The sequence below is a fragment of the Brachyspira aalborgi genome (assembly GCF_008016455.1).
GTDB lineage: Bacteria > Spirochaetota > Brachyspiria > Brachyspirales > Brachyspiraceae > Brachyspira > Brachyspira aalborgi.
Window position 1 is genome coordinate 2022385 of the sequence record NZ_SAXU01000001.1, and the last position, 25395, is coordinate 2047779.

The window sequence follows — 25395 nt, forward strand, 5'->3', positions numbered from 1 at the left end:
TCAAACTATCTTACAAAATTTTTCATAAGAGCGATAAAATTTTCAAAATCGTTAAGCATTTCTCTTGCAATACCGACATTAAATTTTTCTAAATTAGACGCTTTAATGCCGTTTGAAATTTCTATTTTAGTTCCGTTAGCGCAATCTTCTATAACATTTTTCAATATCGTTGTTAAATCCAAAACCGAATTATAAACATTCAAAACTATTTTATTTCCTTCCGTATCTATTTTTTTTACCATATTTTCTATTAAATCTCTGTTAGCGTTTGCTTTATTTTTTGACACGAGCCAAGTTTTGAGTCTCTTAAAATTATCGGATTCGGGACTCAAAGTGGAATCAAACATTTGAATTTCCGTTTTAGAATCATTTAAAGTATAAAAAGCGTCCAAACCTTGAGAGCCTCTTTCTTTATGAACAAACTCGCATCCTAAAAACATATCGTTTAATTGCGCTTTATATTCCATATCAAATATTTCTGTAACGAAAGTTTTAATATATTGCAAAGGTTCAACGCATGTAAAAATTTCGCAGTCGTATTGTTCAAGCTGAGAATTTTTGTCTTCGTTAATATTAGGAAGTTTCATTATTTCAATTCCGCTGAAAGCTTTATTTCTTATGCTGGCAATTTTACTGCTCTTTATATCTTTAATTATGCTTTCCATATCGCTTTTTAAGTTTTTAGTAAAATCTGTAATATAATTTACAAATATATTAACATCCGAATAAGATACATGGCATTTATAAGTAAAATCTTTAAGAATAAAAATTATTATATCGCTTAATAAATTTGGAGTTTGCAAATATCTTAATCTTGTTAAAAACGCTCTCATATTTTTATCTGATATCGCGGGAATTCCAACATATTTGCAAAAAACATTTAAAGCCGACATAAGCTCTTTTTTTATCATTATGTTATTAACGGCATCGTCTAATTTTGATAAATCGTCAACCACTTGAGGATTAGAACAATTTTTAAATGTCGGATTTGAATTATAAACTCCGTCCACAAAAGAAGGACAGAAAGACCTTAAAAATAAAAAGAAATCGAATTTTGATATATTTGCAAAATCTTTAAGCAAATTAAAAGTTAAATTTATTTCCTTTCCGTTTTCGCCGCTCAAGTAATTTTTGAATTTAACAAAATTTTCTTTAGTCTTTGAAAAAACATTATTAGGATTTTCTCCCGCTTTAATTCTCTCAAGCATATATTCTTTATTTAAAGTGGAATATATTTCTTTAATATCTTTAGTAAAAGAAACTTCTATTAAATAATACGAAAACTGTTTTCCGTCTTTAACTATAAACTCGTCTCTTAAAGAATTTAATAAAGGTCCAACGACTTTATACATTTCAAATATAAACTTTGCGCAATTTGCCGTTATTGCTTTATTCTTTATATCTACAAAACGATATTTTTGAGCGGATATTTTTTTTGCATATTCTTGAACTCTCATTTTTTCCACTAATTCTGGAGTTCTGATATTTAATAAATTGTATCTAATATAATCAAATAAATTCACGGATATTCCTCTTAACCTATTTTTATATTAAGATATATAATATACTAAATTTTATAATATTTAAAGCGTTTATTTTATAAAAATATTTGTTATTATACTTGACTTTAATATAAATTCAGTATAATATTTTTTTATAAAATATTAAGGTTCATTTTTATGTATAAATTAAATATAACTATTTCTTTTATAATTTTATTTAGAAATTATAAAGTTCCTCATATTCTTTAATCTTCGTAGACCGTGCGTCTACATGACAATTAATAAAATTCTATAAAAAATAAATAAAAAAATTAAAAAACTAAATAAAGGATATTAAAATGAATAAAAAAACAATATTTTGCATATTTTCTATAATTATATTTTCAATAAGCATATTTATAATTTCATGCTCAAATAAAGACAAAGAAGAAGGTTTATTAATAAATATAGGACCAGAGCCGAAAACTTTAGACCCAACTTATACAGAAACTTACGATAGTTCCGCATATATAGCTCATACATTTGAAGGTTTAACTTCGAGAGACAAAGACGATAAACTAATCGAAGGCGTGGCAGAAAGTTGGGAGATAAGCGCCGATTATATAACATATACTTTTCATTTGAGAACCAACGCAAAATGGGCAGACGGTAAAATTGTAACTGCAAACGATTTTGTATACGCGTGGAGAAGAGCGGTTGACCCTAAAGTCGCAAGTTCGGCTAGTTATCAACTTAATCCCGTAAAAAATGCGGATAAAATAATTAACGGCGAACTTCCAATTGAAGATTTGGGAATAAAAGCGTTGGACGATTTCACTTTGGAGGTAAAACTTGAAAGCCCGACTACTTATTTTTTAGATTTGCTCGCTACTACAATTTATAGTCCTTTAAGAAGAGATCTAATAGAAAAATATGGAGATATTTGGACACAAGAAGAATATATAGGAAACGGACCGTTTTTTGTTTCAAGTCATATAAACGATGATAAAATAATTATGGAAAAAAATACAAATTATTGGAACGCGGAAAATATAATTCCTAATAAAATAACTTTCGTCTTATTGGATAATCCGAATACTATAATATCTTCTATAGAAAACGGAAATTTATATTTTGGTAGTAATCCGCCATTACAAGATATACCAAAATTAAAGAGAGAAGGATATGTTGATTATGTTCCTCTTCTTGCCATTTATTTTTTATCGGTAAATACGACAAACGAAACTTTAAAAGATAAAAGGGTTAGAAAAGCGCTTTCTTTAGCGATAGATAGAAACTATATAACAGAAAATGTAACTAAAGGAGGAGAAATTCCCGCAGCGGCATTAGTTCCGTATTCAGTATTTGATATTGAAGGTTCTTTTAGAGACAAAGGCGGAGATTATTTCAGCCTTAAAGAAGAAGATTATAAAAAGAATATAGAAGAGGCGAAAAGACTTTTGGAAGAAGCTGGCTATCCAAACGGTAAAAATTTTCCCGTTATAGAATATAGCGTAGAATCTCAAAGTTCTTTAAATATATTTGAAGCCGTTCAAAATATGTGGAAAGAAAATCTTAATATAGACGCTAAAGTAAATCAGCTTGAATGGGGAGTATTTATGAATACTACAAGAGGAGATAAAAATTTTCAAATAGCTCGTTCAGGCTGGATGGGAGATTATAACGACCCAATGACTTTTTTGGATACTTTTTTAAGCTATAGTCCACAAAATACGGGAAGCTATTATAATAAGGAATACGAGGATTTGGTAAAATCGGCATTAACCAACGGAGATAAAATTTCAAGAATGAAAACTCTTCATAAAGCGGAAGATATTTTAATGGAAGATATGCCTTTTATTCCTATTTATTTTTATAATAGAGTTATACTCGTTCGTCCAGAATTAAAAGATATTATGATAAGTTCTACAATACCGCCAAGATTCTTTTATTCTTATGTGGAAAAATAAATTAAATATAAAAAATTAAAACAAAAGGAGAATAAAAATGAAAGTATTTAAAATTTTAGTTTGCATGATAGCGATTATATTAATATCATGCGGTAAATCTGAAAATAAAAGTGATATAAAAAATATTATCAAAGTAGGAACTCCAGCAAAACATAAACTATTTAGTCAAATAAATAATAATGGGGAAATAGAAGGCTACGATATCGATGTCTGGGAAGAAATCGGAAGAAGATTAAACAGAAAAATAGAATGGAGGCAAATAGATTTAACGGGCGGTTTTGGAGAACTTGAATTGGGAAAATTAGACACTTTAACTCAACAAATTAGCATAACGCCTTCAAGAATGGAAAAGTATTATTTTGCAGAACCTTATTTTTTAAGCCCATATAAATTATATGTTGCTGAAACTAACGAATCAATAAATAAGTTTGAAGATTTATTTGGCAAAACTTTAGCGGTAACAATACAAGAAGCTGCGGTTGAACATTTAAAAGTATTAGACCCTTCTGGAAAAATAAAATTAGAAACTTTTTCACCCGAAGCTCGTTCGGGAATTCCGCTTTTAGTTCAAAATGGAAAAATAGACGCTTCTCAAGACGCTGCTATAATTTTTGAAGAGCTTAAAAATGCTACAGGCGCAAAAATTAAAATGGTTGGCGAGCCTTTATTTACGGAAGTTAATTCATTTCCGTTTAGAAAAGACGAAGAAGGCAAAAAGCTATGCGATGAAGTAAGCAAAGTCGTAGTGGAAATGCGAGAAGACGGAACTTTGGAAAAATTGGCGATAAAATGGTTTGGTTATAATCCAATGGAAGGATTAGACCCAAAAGCGGAATTAGAAAAATTTAAAAATACTTTATAAATAAAAAATTAAAAACAAAGGAGAATAAAAATGAAAGTATTTAAAATTTTAGTTTGCATGATAGCTACTATTTTAATATCATGCGGTAAGCAAGGAAACGGAAGCGACAGCAATGTTATCAGAGTTGCGACACCAGGAATGCATCCGTTATTTAGCAGAGCGAATTCGGAAGGCAAGTTGGAAGGCTACGATATTGATGTCTGGGAAGAGATAGGAAGGCGCTTTCGGTTCTTTAGAATCTGGCAAAGCCGACACTGTGACTCAACAAATTAGCATTACTCCGTTAAGATTGGAAAAGTATTATTTTTCAGAGCCTTATTTTTTAAGTCCTTATAGATTCTATGTAGCTGGAACAAATAATTCTATTAATAAATTGGAAGATTTCTTCGGCAAAAAATTAGGACTTCAAACGGGAACATCTTCGCATGAAAATATAAAGGCTCTGGACCCTGAAGGAAAAATAGAAATAGTTTCTTTTAGCCCTGATACTGTTGCCACAATACCGAATAATGTTATAAACGGTAAAATATCGGGTTCTACAACTGCCGTTATTATATTTCCTAACCTAAAAGAAAATACGGGATTGGATATAAAAATGGTAGGCGATGTAATATTTACCGAAGTTAATGCGTTTCCTTTCAGAAAAGACGAAGCGGGAAAAAAGTTACGCGATGAAGTAAGCAAAGTCGTAGTAGAAATGAGGGAAGACGGAACTTTGGAAGAATTGGCAAATAAATGGTTCGGTTATAACCCAATGGAAGGACTTGACGCTAACGAAGCTTTAGATAAGCTTTTGGAACAATATAGAAGAGACGGCTTGATAAAATAATTTGTTAAGGATAAATAAATGATAAATTTTAAATTTGATTACTTCTTAAGCGTTTTTCCAAAATTATTAAAGTATTTGCCGACAACATGCGAAGTGGCTTTTTTAGCTTTATTATTTTCTCTTTTATTAGGATTAATAATAGCTTTAATGTTGCAATATAGAATTCCAATATTGTATCAAATAGCCCAAGTTTATGTTTCATTTTTTAGAGCGACTCCTTTTATAGCGCAGTTATTTTTATTCTATTATGGATTCGCTCAATTTAGTAAAATAATAAGCAGTATGTCGGCATTTACGGCATTAACGGTAGTTTTAAGTTTAAACTATGCATCATTTATGTCGCAAGATATAAGAGCCGCTATAAATTCGGTTGATAAAGGGCAGTTTGAAGCGGGACTTTCGATAGGAATGAGAACTTTTAATATTCTAAAACGAATAGTTATCCCTCAAGCCGCGAGAGTAGCGGTTCCAGGACTTTCAAATAGTTTTATAAATATTTTTAAATCGACTTCTATGGGTTTCGTAATAGGATTAAAAGATATGATGGCGGGAGCGAGTATAGAGATAAGCGTTACATATAGATATATGGAAGCTTATGCTGCAGCCGTTATCATATATTGGGCTTTAATATCGGTATTCAGTTATTTACAAACTATAGTTGAAAAAAAATTAAATAGAGCCTATTAGAAATAATTTGGAGAAATATTTATGATAGAAGCGATTGACATTAAAAAGAGCTTTGGAAATTTGGAAGTATTAAAAGGCGTAAGTTTCAAAATAGAATACGGAGAAGTTTTAACTTTAATAGGACCTTCGGGAACTGGAAAATCGACTCTTCTTAGATGCATTAACTTTTTGGAAAAACCAAATTATGGGAAAATAACCATTGGAGATTTAACCGTAGACGCTCAAAAATGCTCGAGAGAGGAGATATACGCTATAAGAAAAAAGACTTCTATGGTTTTTCAAAACTATAATTTATTTAAAAATAAAACGGCACTAGAAAATATTATGGAGCCTATGGTAACGGTTCAAAAAATGGATTTTAAAAAAGCGAAAGAAGAGGCTTTATCCATAATAGAAACTGTTGGGCTATATAATAAAAGAGACGAATATCCTTCAAGACTTTCGGGAGGGCAACAGCAAAGAGTGGGAATAGCGAGAGCGATGGCGGTTCATCCCGATGTTATACTTTTGGACGAGCCTACATCTTCTTTAGACCCCGAGCTTGTGGGAGAGGTTTTAAATGTAATAAAAGATTTAGCCGAAAAAAGAACCACTATGTTAATAACGACTCATGAAATGCATTTTGCAAGAAATGTTTCAAATAAAGTGATATTCATGTCGGACGGTTATATTTTGGAAGAAGGAAAAGTTAAAGATATATTTGAAAATCCTCAAAGCGATAGATTAAAACAATTTTTAAGAAAATTAAACGAAAGGTAAAATTAAAAATAAATAGCGGGATTTTGATTTTATAATTAAAATCTCGCTATTATTTATATTATTATAGCTATAATAAATAATAAAAATTATTTTCTATGGATTGTTTAGGTATTTTAATGCAAAACTTTAATCTTCTCTAAATTCTTAAATTATTATAATAAATACTATTCTTTAATAAACTTCTTAAAACTCTCAACTTTCTCTTTTGCAACCGAAACTCTTTTATCTTTACTTTCTTTAACGCAAACCTCAAAATAAAATTTAATTTTCGGTTCAGTTCCCGAAGGGCGAATCGTAATTTTTACATTATCTTTAAGAATATATTGAAGAACATTCGATTTTGGAAGAGTTATATCTTTTATCTTTTTTCCATCGTTTCCATAAACTTCTTTTTTCTCATAATCGCTTATATGAATAACTTCAACTCCCGAAATTTCTTTTGGCATATTATTTCTATAATAAGTCATCATATCTTCTATAGCTTTCGCTCCGTCAGCGCCTTTTTTAGTTATCGAAATTGTCTCTTCGTAAAAATATCCGTATTTTTCGTAAATGCTTTCTAAATAATCGACTAAAGTAATATCGTTGTCTTTACAATAAGCTAAAATTTCGGCAAAAATTAAACATGCGCTTACTCCGTCTTTATCTCTCACATTTCCGTTTATGCAATATCCAAAACTTTCTTCAAATCCGAATAAATAATTTCCGTCTTTTTCTCTTTCGATAATATCGGCAATCCATTTGAAACCCGTCAATACATCGAAAATTTTTACATTATTGGCGTTTGCTATCGACTTTGCAAGTTCGGTTGTCACTATAGTTTTTACTACGAAAGGATTTTTAATATTTTTTTTATTCGTTATTAAATAATGCAGAATTATTGAGCCTATTTGATTTCCCGTAAGATAAATATAATTTTTATCTCTATCAAGCAAAGCGCAGCCCATTCTGTCGCAATCTGGGTCCGTTCCCATTACAAGTTCCGCTCCAATTTCTTTTGCTTTATCAACAGCCATTTTTAAAGCTTCAGGATTTTCAGGATTTGGCGATTCTACAGTCGGAAAATTTCCATTTGGCGCTTGAACGGTTTCTAAAGTCGTTATATTTGTAAATCCCGCCTTTTTTAAAGCCATAGGAACCATTTTATAACCCGAGCCATGAATCGGAGTATAAACTATTTTTATATCGTTATGTTTTTTTATAATATCGGGATTGACAAGATAGCCCATCAAATCGTTCATATATTTATCTTCAATATCTTTGCCAATCAAACGGACATTTGAATTATCGCCAAATTTTACTTCTTCGGGTTTAACTTTTAAAACTTCGTCTATTATATTTTTATCATGCGGAGGAATCACTTGAGCGCCGTCAGTCCAATAAACTTTATAACCGTTATATTCTTTCGGATTATGGCTTGCAGTCACAACAATTCCCGCAATGCATCCTAAACTTCTAACCGCATAAGACAAAAGAGAAATCGGATGAATATCGTCATATAAATAAACTTTTATTCCGTTTGAAGAGAGTATTTCCGCAGCAGTTTTTGAAAATATATCCGAATTATTTCTTGAATCGTATCCAATGGCGACTTTAAAACTCTCGCCGTTTTGTTTTAAAATATAATTTGCCAAACCTTGAGTCGCTTTTCCGACAGTATATTTATTCATTCTATTTGAGCCGACTCCCATTATTCCTCTAAGTCCGCCCGTGCCAAATTCCAAATCTCTATAAAACGCGTCCGTTAATTCTTTTTCGTTTTTTGAATCAATCAAATCTCTTATTTCTTTTTTAGTTTCTTCGTCATAAGCGCCGTTAAGCCATGAATTTATTCTCTCTTCTACGATTTTTTCCATTTTTTAAATCCACCTTTAATAAATAAAAATTTCTTTAATAATTATTATATTATACAAAGAGGATATAATCAAGCGAAAAATTATTTTATTTATTATTTGTTTTCAAGACGGAATATGTCCTTTTGTAATCTTCCAATCTTTTTTGCCCAAGAAACAATTAGTATTAAATTCATTTGTTTTACTTGTATCTACATTAGGTAAATATAAATTACTTATACTTGAACCGTTTTTAAAAGGAGAGCCACTAACATTTGTATTAGTGCCTAAATATTCTAAATTCTTTAATCGAGAACAACTTGAAAAAGCGGTATTGCATACATTACTTATATTTGCTGGTAAAATTAAATTAACTAAAGAGGAACTCCCATAAAAAGCATTATTTGATATATTTGTTAATGCTCCTGATGAAAGTATTATCAATGTTAAACCAGAGCAATTTGAAAAAGCTCCTTCCGATATATTTTCTAAATTGTTTGGAAATCGAATACTATTTAAAGAATAACAACCTGAAAATGCTTTTTCCTCTATATTTGTAACGGTATCGGGCAATGTAATTTTTCCTAAATTAGTAGTATTTGTAAACATTTCTTTTGGAATGTTTGTTATTTTGGTTAGAGATAAATCTATTTCCACATTATCAAAAGAAGGATTTTTATTTAAAACTTTTTTTATATTTGTTAAAATTGCAGTAGATTTATCATTGGTAGGCGAAACTTTTATTAAATATTTTCCAAGAGAATGTTTATTTTTCTTTAAAGTCGTTTCTATATCGTCATCGCTATCATCAGACGAAGTATAAAAAAGTTTTCCGCTATTTGCAGAATAATCTTTAATAGTTCCCACAGGCGAAGTAATATTATATTTACAAGAGAATGTAAATATTGCTATAAATAATAAAATGTATCTCATAAAATAAAAATCCTAATAAATAAACTCTCTATTTATAATATATAAAAATATTTAAAAATTTCAACCATTTTTACAATTTTGGGAAAGTAAATCTTAATCCCAACAAAACCTCATGATACCATTTCGGCGCAACATCTACTACAAATCTATATCCAATATCCGCAGCAAGCCAATTTTTTATATTGTAAGAAAAACCGAGCGAAAATCCAAATACAATAGCGCTCCTTGAAATATTCAATTTATTATCGGGTTCAATATTTATTCCTATTCCTTCCTGCTCTATTCTATTTTTTAATAGAGTATTTATTTTTGTTCCAATAGAAAAACCTAAATAAATAGAAAATAAAGGATATTGATTTTTTAATATATTTTCTTTAGTTTGATTATTAACCTCTTCATTAGTAAAAAAGAAATTTATATCGTAATAAATCGTTCCAAGTAAAGTATGCGTTAAAAAATTATCTTTTATTCCAACGGCTTTTCCTATAGAATATTCAAATTCTAATCTAACGGGCGAAACAGTATTTTCCGTAGTTATTCCATATCCTAAAGCTAAAGAAAATCCCAAATAATTAAAATATCCTTGTTTTCCATTATCTTTTATATAAGCGTTATTGGCGTCATGGCTAAACATAAATTTAGGAGATAAATAAAGTCCTTTCGGAGAGATGGCAAATAGATTTGAAGCCAAACATAATAATATAAATAATAAATATTTTTTCATTAAAATTTTTCTCCCTAAATATTAAAAATTAAGCCTTAAAGCGATTATAATATCGTTTTTTATCTCCGCTTTTGAGTCAAATAATAATCTATAACCAAAATCAAGAGTAATTAAAGTCGTTATATTAATACCAAAACCTAAGCCTAAACCGTAAATTAATTTAGTTTGATTATAATAATTTGCAATAGTAATCATTCCTATTTTTTCGGTAATCGTGTCTGTAATATATTTTTCCAATCCCGCTCCTAAAAGAATTCCCAAATAAAAATTCATTAAATATCTTTTTCCGTTTCTATAAACTTTGCTTTCGACTACGGGATTATAATCGACTTTTAAAAAATTAATATCATAATAAGCGCCAAATAAAAAAGAATGCGATTTCATACTATCCACGCCTGCAGAATATATATTTCTATTTAATCCTCCTCTAAATAAATATTCAAATTCTAATCTTATAGGCGAAGATAAATTAAAAGCGTAAAAATTATAACCTATAGAAGCGCCCGCTCCGATAAATAAATTATTAACATTTTTATTGTCGACTTTCAAACTTGAAGCGGAAAATATAAATTTAGGCGACAAATATAAACCCGTTTCTATGCCGTTTGCAATATTACTCATACAAAAATATATAAAACAAATTAAAACCGTTTTTTTAATCATATAAAAATCTTTCCTTAAAATTAATAATATCAAATATCTTAAAAAAATATTCCTACGCTAAATCTTGGCAGCGGAACGAATCTTAAAGCGTAAACAAAAGAAACTCCGACATCCATTATTGAAATATCTATAAAAGGACGCACTCCGCTAGTAAGTCCAAAACTTCTTGAAATATCTATTCTAAATCCCATTTCAAGAGCGAGATATTTATCAAATACAAAAGTATTTTTATTTTCTACTTTATTTTTATCATACCGATATAAATTCGCTTTCGTTATAAAAAAAGTTCCGCCGATTTTAGGAAGTAAGAAAAATCCTGTCGCGTTATTGCCTTTATTAAAATAAAATCTAACTCCCGCAGAAAAAGGAATTGCATAAACGCTTCCGCTATAATATCCTTTTGTATTCGTATAATATGTGTTTATAAAATACATTCCAAGCGTGGCATCCAATTCCATTTTTTGCAATAATCTATAAGTATATGCAAATCTAAATCCAAATTTTCCATCTAAAGCTTTTCTATAAGCTCCGTCAGGTTGCTCATAAGTTAAATTAAATAAAAACGGCGCTATAAGAGTAGAAAATAAAGTAGTTCCAAAATCAATGCCTAAAGAATGCCTATGAGTAAAATCGTCATTATAAATATTTGTTCCTGGTCTAAATAGAGAATTTGAAAATATTCTATTCGTTTGCAAATTAGTTATAAAAGGAACGACAATATTCGTTTCAATCGGCTTAATATCTATAATATTATAATCCATAAAATTGCTTTGAGAGAATGCAAGAGCGCTAAATATAAGCGTCAATATAATAATATTCAATAATTTTCGCTTCATACTTAAAACCTCATGCTAAATCCTATTCTTGGAAATAAAATAAATCTTATGCCAAAAACATATTTTAAATAAGGAGCTTCAGAAAGCGAAGGAATCTGCAAATCTACTAAATCCGTTCCAGCTCCAAACGATAAAAACGCATCTCTCGTATCTCTATATAAAATATGAGCGCTCGATTTTATATAATAACCTATCTCAAGTAATGAAATATCAATATAAGGTTTAACGGGCCACTCTCTCGTAGGAAATAATTCTATACTCCATCCAAGTTCATAAGATATATACATGCTAAAATTATTATAAGTTTTATTAATCGTATCTCCCGTTAAAGCGTTTTTCGTTCTTAAACTATAAACTATTGGCTCAAAACCTATTCTAAAAGTATTAACCGTTCTTCTGCTTTTGCCCGAAAAAAGTTTAACTCCGAAAGTAATCGGTATATAAGTATAAGTTGCCTTAAATGTAGAATCTCCATTAATACTAGAAAAACTAGCATCCTGCTTAACTATTCCGCTAAATTTATCTGAATATATGCTTAATCCAAAAGTCATCGATTGAACGCCTATTCCAAATTCAAATCCTAAATTTTCTTTATATAAAAAAGTGTAGGCTATATTTGGAATATACCACATACTTCCCTTAAAATCCATATTATGCAAATATTTTGAAATGCCGCCGGGAATCAGAAGATTTAAATTAAGTTTTGCAAAATTGGTTGTAACCTCATAATCATAAGTTATTGCATTTAGAGATGCAGTTAAAAATCCAGCCCAACCGCTTGAAAAATTAATATTTATCATCTGTCTTCCTTTCATATAAGGATATTTATTAGTTTCTGAAACGGTAGATAAAGCTAATCCGTTTTTAGCATATAAATTTATAACAGATATACAAAAGAATATAATTATAAATATTTTTCTTAAATTATTCATAAATAATAAAAAATTAAATCCTCAATCCTTAAATTCTCAATTTTAACCTCTTTAATTATATACTATTTTCAATTAAATTAAACAGTATTAAAATAATATTCCTATCGCCAATCTCGGCAAAGGAATAAACCTAAATAAATACGAATATGAAACTCCAAAATCTACAATCGATATATCTATAAAAGCTCTAACTCCGCTATTTATTCCCAAATTCCTTGAAATATCTATTCTAAAGCCCATTTCAAAAGCAGTATGAAAGTCAAATAAAATATCATTTTTATTTTTAATTATTAAGTCGTTTTTATATTCGTTGCCTTTAGTTATCAATATAGTAGCTCCAATTTTAGGAAGAATAAAAAATCCCGAAGCTCTATTTTTTTTATTAAAATAAAATCTTAATCCAAACGATAAAGGAATTCCATAAGTTTCTCCAAAATAATACGAAGTAGAATTTTTATTTGTATAATAAGTATTCATAATATAAAATCCTAATGTAGCGTCTAAATCTAATTTTGGCAAAATTCTATAAGTATAGGTTAATCGTAATCCGAATTTACCGTTTAAAGTTTGTTTAGGTGAATTTTCAGGTTGTTTAAAAATCGAATTAACTAATAAAGGCGCGGTAAACATAGAAAATATTGTAGTTCCAAAATCAATGCCTAAAGAATGTTTATGCGAATTTGAAGAATCCTCATAATTATTTTTATTATTAGTTTTATTATTAGTTTGATTATTATTTGAAATTATAAAATTAGTTTTTTCAGGTTCTAACGGAATTATATCTATCAAATTATAATCCATTATAAAATTTTCTGTTGTAGGAATATTATTTTGTTCTTCTATCATTATTTGAGCGAAAGAGATGCAATTTAATATAAATAAAATCAATAATACAAATTTTTTATTTATCATAAAACCCCATTAATTAAAACCTTATTGTAAATCCAAATCTTGGAAATATTGATATTTTCAAAGAAGTTATAATATCTACATAAGGCGAAAAAGAATCCCATTCGGGAAGAGTGCTATTAACATTGATTAATCCTCCTCCAAGAAATGAAATTCCTTCTTTAAAATCTCCGTAAATTCCTTTATTAACATTTTTAACATAATAACCGATTTCAAATAAAGAAAAATCTATAGAAGGCTTTACTCTCCAATTTTTCTTTGGAAATAAATTTATACTCCAACCCAATTCATAAGAAATATATAAAGCTGTATCGGTAGTCTCTCTTTTAGTTCTAATTCCCGTAACTCCGTTTACTGTTTCTACTTTAGAAATTATCGATTCTATTCCAAATTTAAAAGTATTTATAATATTATAGTTCATTCCTAACAAAACTTTTAATCCTATATAAAATGGAATACGAACGAAAGAAGCTCTAAAAGTAGTGTCGCCTCCAACAACTCCGCCAAGTTGTTCGATTACGCTTCCGCCCCCGATTTTATTAATTAAACCGTTTGCGTTTTCTTTTACAAAAGCGTCTGCGTTTTCTTTAGTAAGATTTAAAGTATATGTTATCGATTGAGCCGATATTCCCGCTTCGAGTCCTACTCTTCTTGTAAATAAAAAAGTATAGGAAATACTAGGCACATACCAAAAACTGCCTTTTATATCTACATATTCAAGGAATTTTGAAATATCTTCGCCAATATTAATTTGGGCTAAACCTGCAAAAGTTTCGATATTTTTTACAAAGCTATTTATAAAATTTGGAAATATAACCGAATGAGTAGGCAATAAATTAACGCTTATTAATTGTCTTTCTTTTGCAAATTTTCTAGCTAAAATCTCATTTGTAGAAAAATCGCCAGAGAAAAAATTATTTAAATTAGTTTTAGAAAATGCCGTTAAATATATAGAGAAATTTATAATTGAGATATAAAGAATTATCTTAAATACAAAATTATCTTTTACAAATCTACACATTTTATATTTACCATTTTATATTAAATTTTAAAAAATATACTATTATTATACTTCGGAATAAAACAACTTAAAAATTAATTCATTCAAAAATATAAAAAATTAAATCATTTATAATTTTATACAAATTTATAATTTATACAATACATTATTTTATATTTAAAAACTATTATTATAAAACTTTGACAAATAACTAATTTTATATTATAATATTCCTATAATAAATTAAGTAAAAAGGGAATTGACATGAAAAATATAATTTTAATAGCAATTATTATTTTAACTTTCTTTATTTCTTGCAGAAAGTCTACGCTTAAAATTACAGAGCCTGAGCCTTCTTTCTTTTTAGATAAAATGAAAGGAGGAGATTATACTAATGGAGATGGAAATGATAGTTTTAATGTTAGTGATGACGGTAAGAATATAACAATTGGTAGTGGCAGTAATACTAATAATTATACTTTTGAATCAGATATAATGGGAATTGGCGGAATATATCAAGATGCTAATTCTAGTAATTATATTGGCGTATTTCCTATCGGAGGTTCTATGCATACGGTTACTATGAGTAAAAATGAAAAAGAAGCAGTAACTAAAATTATAGATGTAGTCGGCGAAACAGATTCTCTTAAGGTTGTAACAGAGATACTATCAAAAGGAAACGGAGGAAAACTTGATGCTGATTCAATTACTCAAAATTTGGATGATAAGAAGAAGGCTGAAGTAAAAAAGATAATAGAAGAATCTGGTTTAAATGATAAAAATAAATTTAAAGATTATAAAGAATATAAAAAGACTTAAAATTAATTTAATATATTTTTTAAAATCGATAACTTAAATTATATATTTCAAAATAATAAATATTCTAAAAATTTGACTTTTTATAAAATCCCATTTATCATAATTCAATTAAAAATCGTTCTTTAATTTTACAGGATAAATAAAAATGGAAAAAGTAAAAATTGAAAATGTAGAAATAGTATTATCGCATCCCGATGATTTAAATATAAAATGGTCGGGACAAAACGATTTAATCAGACAAATAATGGCGGCTTGGCATACAATATCCGAAGACGATATTCCGCTAAATCCTCGAATAGTTGGAAAGCCTGGAGCGGGAAAAACAACTTTATCGTATTATGCTGCAAAAGAATTGCTTAAAAGAGAAGTTTATATTTTTCAATGCACAGTCGATACTCGTCCCGAAGATTTAATTATAGTTCCCGTTATTTCAGAGAATAACGCTTCCAGCGGGCAGTCGCCCAAAATAAGTTATCATGCTTCAAGTTTGGTTAGCGCTATGATTAAAGGAGGAGTCGCTATTCTTGACGAAGGAAACAGAATGAGCGAAAAAACTTGGGCTTCGCTTGCGCCTTTGCTTGACGATAGAAGATATGTAGAAAGCGTTATAGCGGGAATAAAAATAAAAGCGCATCCCGATTTTAGAATAATTGTCACAATGAACGATGATGCAAGCACTTTTGAGCTTCCCGAATATATTCATTCAAGATTGCAACCTACTATAGAGCTTCCTTTTCCCGATGTAAAAGAAGAATACGATATTTTAAAAATGAATCTTCCTTTTGCAGAAGAAGAGGTATTAAAAATAACTGTCGGTTTTTTGCAAAAATCTCATATAAATAAAGCTTCCTTTTCGGTTAGAGACGGAATAAATATGGCAAGATACGCGATGAAATTATATAAAGGAAATATTACAAAAGATATTGACACGGCTTTTTTAATCGCCTTGAAATCCGTTTTGGGAGAAGAAGGAATTAAAATATTGAGCGCAAATAATAATGAAGAAAAATATTAAATTAAAAATATTAATAATAGTTTTAATAATATTTGCATCTTTCTTCATAATTATTAAAAATATTAATTTAAGTAATTCAAAAAATTTATTTATTGATTTTCAATCTATTTCAAGTTTAATTGAAAATAATAAAACGGGAATAATTTACGATTATTTGAAATATAGAGATAAAGTTTATTGCATAGATTATAATAATAATTTGTCTGAAAAAAATAAAACTTATATAAATAATCATTTTCCGAGTATAAAATTTATTAATAAATTTCAATTCTTTTTATATTCAAAATTATTTAAACAAAAAATTATGTGCTATGTTAATGATTTTAATTTAATAGAATATTTGAAAAGAAATAATATTAAATATTGCAAAGTCGTTTTAAATATTAACGAAATAACGGCGAAAGAATATTTAAATTTAAGAGATAAAGATAACGCGCGGATTTTTTTGTCGATTACAAATAAAGATTATTATAATTCTTATAAATATGCAGTTAAATTAAATAAAAAATATATAATCGTTTTAGACGGCGATACGATAAAATATAAAAATAAAAGATATAGATTTATAGGTTTTGACGCTCCCGAGCTTAATCAAAATTACGGAGAAAACGCTAAAAGCTATGTAATAAATTCTATTAACAATGCCGATAAAATTTATATGCTAATAGATTCTTATGATTTGTTTGATAGAATATTATGCCATATAATTATAGACGGAGAACCTTTGGCTTATTCTATGATTAAAGAAAAATACGCTAAAGAAACTATAATTAAATACGGAGATAGCGGTTTTTCGACAATAGCAAGCAATATAGTTTATCTGTCTAAATTTCAAGGCAGAAGAGCGTTTATTGACCCTGCGGTATTTAGAAAAACAAATTATTAAATTTATGCGTAAAGATTCTTACTATTGATTTTTTTAATTTATAAGTTAAAGTTTAAATATTCGATATTATTTTATCTTTAAATTTTTAATTGAAAATCAATTTATTTAAGGAAATAAAGTGAATAAGATAGAAGATTATAATCAAAACATTTCAAAATATGAATTATACGCTCATTTAAGCGACCAAATAGTCGCGGGAAATATAAAAACTTTTTCGGAAATTTTTACTTACGCTCAAAATGTCAATTTTGAAAAAATAAAAGACCATGAAAATATTTTAAAAAGTTTATTTTCTTTAATTCGTAAAATTAATTGGGGATTTTTCAACAATTTAGATAAAGAACTTCATCCAAAATTATGGGAACAGTTTGTTATAGAAAATCATAAATTTAATTTTGCGGGAGATTTAAAATTAAGTTTATCTATAGCCGACATTTATATAGCGATGATTGATATTCATGGTTATACAAACTTTTGCGAAGAGAATAAAAATAATTTGTATAAAATGCATGCTTTGGACGATTTGCTTCAAAATAAAGTAAGCGAAATTGCAAGATTCTATAATGTTATCTCTCATAGAAAACAGGGAGACGAAATTATTATGGTTTGTCCTTCGGCAACTGACGCTTTAAGCGCGACTATCGCAATAATCGATGTTTTGAATAAAAAGAAATTTTTAACAGAACATCCGAATATAGACACTTCGGGAATGCCCGAATTTAAGATAAGCGCGGGAATATCGGGAGGAAATTCCAACAGTTCTTTAATAATTACCGAAGACGGAGATTTATCGGGTTTTCTTATAAATAACGCGGCAAGAATGCAAGCGAGAGCGAATACTTTATCGCCTAAAGAAAATAAAATTATCGTTACAAAAAATTTGCAATTCAATTTCTTAAAAGAAAACGCAAAAATCAAAAGCGAAATATTTGATAAAAATATAATCTCTTTTTACGATAACGGAATAATATTTTTTAAAGGCACGGATATTCCTATTGTCGAAGCTATATTTAATCCCGAAGAAAAATATAAAGAATTATTTTTTAACGAAATGGAAGAGCTTGTAAAAAGCGTGAAAGATAATTTATGGAAACAGAAAATATTTAACGCTATTATGGAATTAATTTCAAAAGTTGCAAAATCTATGCCTCCTTTTCAAATTAACGAAAGTGTAAACGAATATATATCGGGCTATTCAAATTCTACAATTTGCGATTTATGTTCGGACGCTATAGGCTCTTATGTCGTAAAAGAAAATTATAAAGAAGCTATAGAAACTTTCGCTTTAATAATAAGGCTTTTAAATACGATTCCCGATTTTGATAAAATGGTTTTGGAATACGCAGAAAGCATTTATGACGGTTATGAGAAAGTTCTTCCTCTATACGAATCGATTATGAAAAAAGAAATAGACACAAATATTGCAAAAATATTTCCAGCTAATCATATTCCTTTATTTAATAATGTTCAAAAAGCTAACGCCACTTATAATAAATTAATAAATTTCGCTATGGTAAGTCCCGCTCTTCAAAGACGAAAATCTATATGGTATGGAATATTAGAAAAAGAATCTTCTAACTTAATTATTAATATGTATTCGGGTAAAAAATAATAAATTTTTATTAATTTTTACTTGCAGAAATATCTATATTATGGTAAACTATAAAATCATTAAATTATTTTTTATTTTATTTTTTTTAAGAAGGAGAAAATTTATGTATTTAAAAAAATTTACAATGTTATTTATAAGTTTGTCTATGGTTTTATCATGTTCAAATAATAAAGGAGGTTCTACGGCGTCTTTAGATTCCGTTAATTATTTATCGGGAGGCGAGGGAGATTGGGTTGTAAAAATCGACAATCTTACGATAAATAAAAGTATTTTCGATAGCGATTTAACGGCTTCAATGAAATATCAAGGCGCTAATGACGAGCAAATTTCTTTGGCTAAAAACGATAACGCCACAAAACAATATTATTCTGAAGTTTTAATTAGAGATGTTCTTTTATTAAAGAAAGCGGAAGAGGATAAATTTTTTGAAACCGAAGAAGCAAAATCTATAATGAATGCGGCTATAAGAACTCTTAAAGCTCAATATTATTTGCAAAAACTTATATTAGAAGCGAGCAAAAATATTCCCGACCCTACCACAGAACAGGCAAAAGCGTTTTTCGAGCAGGCAAAAGAACAGTTATCTCAAATGTATGGAATAACGGAATATAATACTCAAACTATGCCTTCGATTAATCAATTATATAAAGTCGCATACTCCGAGCAATTAGTTCAAAGAGATATAACCGACTTAAAAGATAAAGCCATTATAGAAAGAAATAATTCTATATTGGGAGAATTTTCTCCTTTACAACAAGGACAACAAATACAACAAACTAATTTATTGCCAAGGGGAAATTAATTTAATTAAAAATTACTGGAAAGGATTATATGCCTAAAAAAAGCGATAAAGAAAAAGAAAATATTACAGTCGATAAACCCAAAAAAGTTATCATTAAATCCAAAGCCAGTAGTTCAAGCAAGGCTACAAAAAATACCGAAGATACTCAAGCTACTGCGGTAAAAAAGAAAGTTAAAAAAGTCGTAAAGAAAAAAATAATAATCAAAACTGAAAAAACCGATAAAGCCGAAGATACTAAAAAATCTGAAAATAATAAAACTGAAATCAATAAAAAAAATAAAGAAGGTTTTAAAGAAAATTTTAGAGAAAGAGTTAAAGAAAAAAATTACTCTCATAATAGAGAGCATAAAGAAAATAAACAAAAATCATCTTTCGGAGAAGACAATAAACATTTTGGCAAACATTCAAATAAAGAATCCGCTCAAGCTCCGACTTCTACTGAAGATAATTCATATCAAAAAGGCGGCGGAAGAAGAGATTCTAAAAAAAGAGATTACGATAAAAAGAATTTTATAAAAGACGCTAAAGCCGAAGCCGCATTAAGACAAGAAAATAAAATATTTAATAAATTGCAAGCTAAAAAAAGACAGCAGGAACAGAGACTTGCAAGCGTTGAAAAAGAAATTAATATAATGGAAACTATTACCGTTGGCGATTTGGCAAAGAAAATGAATTTAAGAGCTTCCGATATTATATCAAAATTAATGGCTATGGGAACAATGGCAAGAGTAAACGATATAATAGATTCCGACACAGCAACGATTATAGCGGACGATTTTGGTTGTAAAGTTAATGTAATATCATTGCAAGAAGAAGCGACTATTGAAGTAAAAGAAGACAGAGAAGAAGATTTAAAACCTCGTCCTCCTGTAGTTACGATAATGGGACATGTTGACCATGGAAAGACTTCGCTTTTGGACGCTATAAGGCAAAGCAATATAACGGCTAAAGAGAGCGGAGGAATTACTCAAAATATAGGCGCTTATAAAGTAAAAATACCGAGCGGAGAGATTGCTTTTATAGACACACCGGGACATGCGGCTTTTACTATGATGAGAGCGAGAGGAGCGAAAAGCACCGATATAGTAATATTGGTTGTGGCATCCGATGACGGAGTTATGCCTCAAACTTTAGAAGCTTTAAATCATGCAAAAGAAGCGAATGTTCCTATTATAGTAGCGGTTAATAAAATGGATTTGCCAAACGCTAGTATGGATAAAGTTAAAGCCGCGTTATCGGAGTATGGATTAACACCCGAAGAATGGGGAGGCGATACTCAATATATAGGCGTAAGCGCGCTGCAGAAAACGGGAATTAAAGAATTATTGGAAGCGATTATTTTGCAGGCTGAAATGCTTGAATTAAAAGCGAATCCTAACAGAGAAGCGATTGGAATAGTTTTGGAAGCGTCATTAGAGCAAGGACGCGGACCTGTCGGAACTGTTTTAGTGCAAAATGGAACTTTGAAAATTGGAGATTATTTTGTTTGCGGACTTTCGGTTGGAAAAGTTAGAGCGATGGTTAATGATTTGGGCAAAAGAGTAAACGAAGCTTTGCCTTCCACTCCAGTAGAAGTTTTGGGATTTGAAAAAACTCCTGAAGCGGGAGAATCTTTTAATGTTATGCTTGACGAAAAAGAAGCTAAAGCGATAGCCGATAAGAGAGTGCAATTAAAACAACAGGAAGCTTTGAAGGCAAATGTTAAAGTCACTTTAGAAAATCTATACGAAAAAATCGCTTCAGAATCTATGAAAGAGTTTAAAGTAATAATTAAAGCGGATGTTCAAGGAAGCGCGGAAGCTTTAAAAGACGCTTTAAATAAAATACAGAGCGATAAAATTCGTTTTGTTTCAATATATAGCGCATCGGGAGCGGTTTCAGAAAGCGATGTTAATTTAGCTCATGCTTCAAACGCTATAATAATAGCTTATAGAGTTCGTCCTTCGGCAAAAGCTAAAGAATTATCGGAAAAACTCTCAATACCGATTGAAAGATACGATATTATTTACGAAGCTATAGAATCGATTCAAAACGCTATGAAAGGCTCTCTTGAAAGAATTAAAAAAGAAGTAGATATTGGAGTCGTTGAAGTGAGAGATGTATTCCATATTCCTAAAGTCGGAACTATAGCGGGTTGTTATGTCACTTCAGGCAAAATAGAAAGAAATTCGGGCGTTAGAGTTGTGCGTGACGATGTTTTAATATATACAAGCAAAATATCAAGTTTAAGAAGAATCAAAGACGATGTTAAAGAAGTAGCTTCGGGATACGAATGCGGCGCTTCAATAGAAAATTTCAACGATATTAAAAAAGGCGATGTTTTAGAAATATTCAAAATCGAAGAAATAGCTCAAGAATTATAATCGAATTTTATCAATATTTATTATGAGACGACAAATAATTAAAAGTTTGTTTTATCGGCAATATAAGTTTCGAGTGAGTTTTATTATTTTCATCGTAAATTTTTAAATGTTCATGCGGATTTAATCCGTTATTATAAAGTCTCAAATCGCATAAAGCCAAACCGAATCCCGCGCTTTCAGAATTATCCAACTGTTCCATAAAAAAGTTTTCAGTCATTCCTTTATTATAATATTCTTTAAAAGTTAATCTTTTTGAATCTATTCTAGTTTTATTTATCATTATTAAAGGCGAATCGTTTATAATACTAAATTCGATATTATTTTTTTTAATTTCTATAATCAATTTTATTATAAATTTATTTTTATCGTTTTCTCTAAAAGATAATAATTCTTTATATCTTTCGTCTTCTAAAATATTTATATTATTATTTTCGTCCATGTCTTTAATTAAACTTTTTTCTAATTTCATTAATTTTTTTAATTTTTCTTTATTTTTTTCTTCTTTGAATAAATCGGAGTATTGAGCCATTATTTCATTGTCATTAAAATATTCTTCTTTGTCTATTTTTTGATTATAAGAAGGATAAAGATTTTTTAAACATTTTATAGTAATTATATGCAAATATCTTGCCTTTATTCCGTTTGAAATAAGTTCCATTAATATATATGCAATGTCGTCATTATATTTTTCTATATTGTATTTTTTTAATATTTGGCTTATTAAAAATATTATTTTTTTTCTCGTAATAAAATTAAGCCAAATAATATTGAATTCAATAGCTTCTTTGCCAATTTTTGAAACGACTTTTTTTATATCGTCAAAATTACTTTGAGAATTTACTTCAAGCATATTTAAAACTCTCTTTTATCTATTTTAAAAAATAAAGAATTTACGAATTTATAATTTCTTTAGCCGCTCTTTCCAAAACATTTTTTTCGCCAAGCATATCTCTAACTCTAATTAAATTATCGCTTACTTTTTTGTAATATTCTTTATCGGTTAAATATTTTATTATATGGCTTGTTATCGCGTTTGGATTGCAATCGCTTTGTAATAATTCGGGAGCCGCTTCTTCGTTTAGCATAACATTTGGCATGCCGATATATTTTATATTTGTAAGTATTTTTCCAAGAAAAAAAGTTATATAAGAAATTCTATAGCATATAACCATAGGTTTTCCATAGCATGCGGATATTAAGCTTGCAGTTCCGCTCGACATTATTAAAGCGTCAGAATATTTATATACAAAATCCTTGCTCTCTCCTTCTAAAAAAGTATAGGATATATTTTTTAATAAGTCTTTATGATTTGCAATTATTTTTTCTATCATTTTTTTGTATTCGGGATATGCAATCGGTATTACAAATCTAATATTTGAAGAAAGCATATCGTTAAGCATTTTCATTGATTTTATAAATACGGGAGATAATTTTTTTATTTCTTGATATCTGCTTCCGAATAATATTCCAACCGTCCATTCTTTTTCTTCCAAATTTAATTTTGGAATATCTAAATTATAATTCAAATCGGCAAAAGGATGCCCGCTATAAACGACATTGCAACCATATTTTTTATATACTTCGTAATCGAATTTAAAAGGCGTTATTATTTTTCTAGCCGAAATTAATCTTTTAGCGTTCCATTCGCCCCAAATTCCAACATGAGGCGGGAAATAATAAATATATTTAATATTATTTTTTTTACAATATTTTGCAAGAAGCAAATTAGCGCCTTGATTGTCGACTAAAACCATAATGTCTATTTTATTTTTTTTAAGATACATTTTTAATATTTTAAATGCGTCCAATTTCTTAAAAGCAAATTTTGGATTTATGCTTTCAAATATTCCCATAGTCGATAAAGTGGACATATCGGAGAGAATATTAACCCCAGAGTTTTGCATTTCAACTCCGCCGAAACCGTCTATTATCGTATTTGGGGATAATTCTTTTATCTTTTTTGCTAAAAGCGCTCCTTGAATGTCGCCCGATACTTCTCCCGTAGCTATAAATATTTTCATTATACCGTTTTTTTTGGAGTTATTCCTCTTTTAGATTTTGATATAAACTCCACAATATTTTTAGCTATCTTATTTAAAGAATTATCGTTTAAATATCTATCCAAAAATTCCTGTTTAGTTTTATTCCAGTTATACCACATATTGTAAGATTCTTCAGCCTGCGATATTTCAATCGAAGTAAATCCCGCTCTTCTCATTCCTACAAGATTTAATTTATATACTATAGCCTCGCCCGCATGCGAAGTTAAAGCGTATGGAAGAATATCTCTGCCGACTCCCGCCATTCCGCTTATCATTGCATATTCTCCTATAGCGCAAAATTGATGAATAACGCAATTGCCCGAAATAAAAGCGCCTTTTTCCACTCTTACATGTCCCGCCACTAAAGAACCATTGCATATAATCACATTATCGTTTATCTCGCAATCATGAGCGACATGTCCCGTTGCCATTATATAACAATTATTTTTTATAATAGTTTTTCCGTTATCTTTGCTAGCTCTATGCAAGTTTGCAAATTCTCTTATTTCGTTATTATCTCCGATTTCAAGAAATGTTATTTTTTTTCTATCAAAACTTATATCTTGAGGCAAATCTCCTAAAACCGCATGAGGATGAATTATATTATTTTTTCCTATAGTCGTATATTCTTTAATAACGGTATGCGCTCCGATTATAGTATTTTCTCCAATATTAACCTCTCCTTCAATAACAGCGTAAGGACCTATTTTTACTCCTTCGGATATTTTAGCGCTTTTAGATATTATCGCCGTTTCATGAATTTCCTTTTCCATTTATTTTCCTAATTTTATTTATTTATTTTCATTGCTTCTTTATCTACCAAAAATAATCCCAAATCCGCAGAGCATGCAAGATTGCCTTCTACTTTAACTTCTCCATGCGTTTTTAATAAATTATTGCTGAAAGCTTCTACATTTACAAACATATCCATTATATCGCCTGGAATAACGGGATTTTTAAATTTAACATTGTCTATTTTTGCAAAAAACATAAATTTTTTATCGTATTCTTCTGGCTTCAATATTTTTGTATAACAATAAATGCCCGAAACTTGAGCTAAAGCTTCAACCATAAGAACGCCTGGCATAATCGGGCTTTCGGGAAAATGTCCCGTAAATTGAGGTTCGTTAAAAGTTACATTTTTTATTGCATGTATTTTTCCTTCTTCTATACTTTCGACTCTGTCAACAAGTAAAAAAGGATATCTATGAGGCAATAACTCCATTATTTTAATTATATTAATTTTTTCCATATTAAAATTTCCTTAATTCTTAAACGAAGAAATTAACTTTATTATATAATATATATATAAATTTACAAGCGGAATATTGATATAATTTTAATTCATTGAACGATTTATTTTTAGAATTTTTTGTTTTAAAGTGTTGACATATTTTTTAATCTATGTTAAAAATCTCTATAAATTAAAAAAATATTTA

At 28.9% G+C, this 25395-nt stretch carries 23 protein-coding genes and 1 pseudogene; 11 read left to right on the top strand and 13 right to left on the bottom strand.

The window, feature by feature from the left end:
- Positions 1–5: 5 nt before the first annotated feature.
- A complete protein-coding gene (locus EPJ79_RS09095; RefSeq protein ID WP_147739249.1) occupies positions 6–1523 on the bottom strand; it encodes a DUF5312 family protein in 1518 nt (505 codons plus the stop codon).
- A gap of 317 nt (positions 1524–1840) precedes the next feature.
- Between EPJ79_RS09095 and EPJ79_RS09100 the strand changes: the two genes are divergently transcribed.
- From EPJ79_RS09100 to EPJ79_RS09120, 5 genes and pseudogenes are all read left to right on the top strand, one after another.
- Positions 1841–3451: a peptide ABC transporter substrate-binding protein gene (locus EPJ79_RS09100; RefSeq protein WP_147739250.1), complete on the top strand. Its 1611-nt coding sequence runs from the start codon at positions 1841–1843 to the stop codon at positions 3449–3451.
- A gap of 37 nt (positions 3452–3488) precedes the next feature.
- A complete protein-coding gene (locus EPJ79_RS09105; RefSeq protein ID WP_147739251.1) occupies positions 3489–4313 on the top strand; it encodes a transporter substrate-binding domain-containing protein in 825 nt (274 codons plus the stop codon).
- A gap of 232 nt (positions 4314–4545) precedes the next feature.
- Positions 4546–5142, top strand: a pseudogene (locus tag EPJ79_RS09110) (transporter substrate-binding domain-containing protein); the annotation flags it as partial.
- Between the two features lie 18 nt (positions 5143–5160).
- Complete coding sequence (locus EPJ79_RS09115) at positions 5161–5829, top strand: amino acid ABC transporter permease (RefSeq protein ID WP_147739253.1); 669 nt, start codon at positions 5161–5163, stop codon at positions 5827–5829.
- 21 nt (positions 5830–5850) lie between these two features.
- Complete coding sequence (locus EPJ79_RS09120; protein ID WP_147739254.1) at positions 5851–6588, top strand: amino acid ABC transporter ATP-binding protein; 738 nt, start codon at positions 5851–5853, stop codon at positions 6586–6588.
- 164 nt (positions 6589–6752) lie between these two features.
- Here the strand turns inward: EPJ79_RS09120 and EPJ79_RS09125 are convergent, their stop codons facing one another.
- The 8 genes from EPJ79_RS09125 to EPJ79_RS09160 form a co-directional block, all read right to left on the bottom strand.
- On the bottom strand, positions 6753–8444 hold the full coding sequence (locus EPJ79_RS09125; RefSeq protein WP_147739255.1) for a phospho-sugar mutase: 1692 nt from the start codon (positions 8442–8444) through the stop codon (positions 6753–6755).
- A 102-nt stretch (positions 8445–8546) separates the two neighbouring features.
- A complete protein-coding gene (locus tag EPJ79_RS09130) occupies positions 8547–9353 on the bottom strand; it encodes a leucine-rich repeat domain-containing protein (RefSeq protein WP_147739256.1) in 807 nt (268 codons plus the stop codon).
- Positions 9354–9423: 70 nt separating this feature from the next.
- Entirely contained in the window at positions 9424–10077 is a 654-nt protein-coding gene (locus EPJ79_RS09135; protein WP_147739257.1) for an invasin, read from the bottom strand.
- 21 nt (positions 10078–10098) lie between these two features.
- On the bottom strand, positions 10099–10740 hold the full coding sequence (locus tag EPJ79_RS09140; RefSeq protein WP_147739258.1) for an outer membrane beta-barrel protein: 642 nt from the start codon (positions 10738–10740) through the stop codon (positions 10099–10101).
- 38 nt (positions 10741–10778) lie between these two features.
- Positions 10779–11576: a hypothetical protein gene (locus tag EPJ79_RS09145; protein WP_147718351.1), complete on the bottom strand. Its 798-nt coding sequence runs from the start codon at positions 11574–11576 to the stop codon at positions 10779–10781.
- A gap of 2 nt (positions 11577–11578) precedes the next feature.
- A complete protein-coding gene (locus EPJ79_RS09150) occupies positions 11579–12508 on the bottom strand; it encodes a hypothetical protein (RefSeq protein WP_147739259.1) in 930 nt (309 codons plus the stop codon).
- Between the two features lie 87 nt (positions 12509–12595).
- Positions 12596–13420, bottom strand: coding sequence for a hypothetical protein (locus EPJ79_RS09155; RefSeq protein WP_244289095.1), 825 nt, complete (start codon positions 13418–13420; stop codon positions 12596–12598).
- Between the two features lie 13 nt (positions 13421–13433).
- Positions 13434–14438, bottom strand: coding sequence for a hypothetical protein (locus EPJ79_RS09160; RefSeq protein WP_147739260.1), 1005 nt, complete (start codon positions 14436–14438; stop codon positions 13434–13436).
- Positions 14439–14681: 243 nt separating this feature from the next.
- On the opposite strand from EPJ79_RS09160, the gene EPJ79_RS09165 reads away from it, so the two are divergent.
- From EPJ79_RS09165 to infB, 6 genes are all read left to right on the top strand, one after another.
- Positions 14682–15236, top strand: coding sequence for a hypothetical protein (locus EPJ79_RS09165; protein ID WP_147739261.1), 555 nt, complete (start codon positions 14682–14684; stop codon positions 15234–15236).
- 145 nt (positions 15237–15381) lie between these two features.
- Positions 15382–16251 carry an AAA family ATPase gene (locus tag EPJ79_RS09170; protein WP_147739262.1) on the top strand — a complete coding sequence of 290 codons (870 nt, stop codon included), beginning with the start codon at positions 15382–15384 and terminating at the stop codon, positions 16249–16251.
- The gene (locus EPJ79_RS09175) at positions 16235–17137 is read left to right on the top strand and encodes a thermonuclease family protein (protein WP_147739263.1); all 903 of its coding nucleotides are present in this window, start codon (positions 16235–16237) and stop codon (positions 17135–17137) included. Before EPJ79_RS09170 ends, EPJ79_RS09175 begins: the two co-directional genes overlap by 17 nt.
- A 118-nt stretch (positions 17138–17255) precedes the next feature.
- A complete protein-coding gene (locus EPJ79_RS09180) occupies positions 17256–18749 on the top strand; it encodes a nucleotidyl cyclase domain-containing protein (protein WP_147739264.1) in 1494 nt (497 codons plus the stop codon).
- A 103-nt stretch (positions 18750–18852) separates the two neighbouring features.
- Positions 18853–19551 (top strand): hypothetical protein, encoded by a 699-nt coding sequence (locus EPJ79_RS09185; RefSeq protein WP_147739265.1) that lies wholly within the window; start codon positions 18853–18855, stop codon positions 19549–19551.
- Positions 19552–19580: 29 nt separating this feature from the next.
- Entirely contained in the window at positions 19581–21914 is a 2334-nt protein-coding gene (gene infB, locus EPJ79_RS09190) for a translation initiation factor IF-2 (protein WP_147739266.1), read from the top strand.
- 10 nt (positions 21915–21924) lie between these two features.
- Here the strand turns inward: infB and EPJ79_RS09195 are convergent, their stop codons facing one another.
- Genes EPJ79_RS09195 through fabZ form a run of 4 tightly spaced genes read right to left on the bottom strand, consistent with a single transcriptional unit; the run spans position 21925 to position 25208 of the window.
- A complete protein-coding gene (locus EPJ79_RS09195; RefSeq protein WP_147739267.1) occupies positions 21925–22764 on the bottom strand; it encodes a hypothetical protein in 840 nt (279 codons plus the stop codon).
- Between the two features lie 40 nt (positions 22765–22804).
- Positions 22805–23935, bottom strand: coding sequence for a lipid-A-disaccharide synthase (lpxB, locus tag EPJ79_RS09200; protein ID WP_021958239.1), 1131 nt, complete (start codon positions 23933–23935; stop codon positions 22805–22807).
- Positions 23935–24729, bottom strand: a complete 795-nt coding sequence (lpxA, locus tag EPJ79_RS09205; RefSeq protein ID WP_147739268.1) for an acyl-ACP--UDP-N-acetylglucosamine O-acyltransferase — start codon at positions 24727–24729, stop codon at positions 23935–23937. Before lpxA ends, lpxB begins: the two co-directional genes overlap by 1 nt.
- Before the next feature lie 14 nt (positions 24730–24743).
- Positions 24744–25208 carry a 3-hydroxyacyl-ACP dehydratase FabZ gene (gene fabZ / locus EPJ79_RS09210; RefSeq protein WP_147526103.1) on the bottom strand — a complete coding sequence of 155 codons (465 nt, stop codon included), beginning with the start codon at positions 25206–25208 and terminating at the stop codon, positions 24744–24746.
- Positions 25209–25395 lie beyond the last annotated feature (187 nt).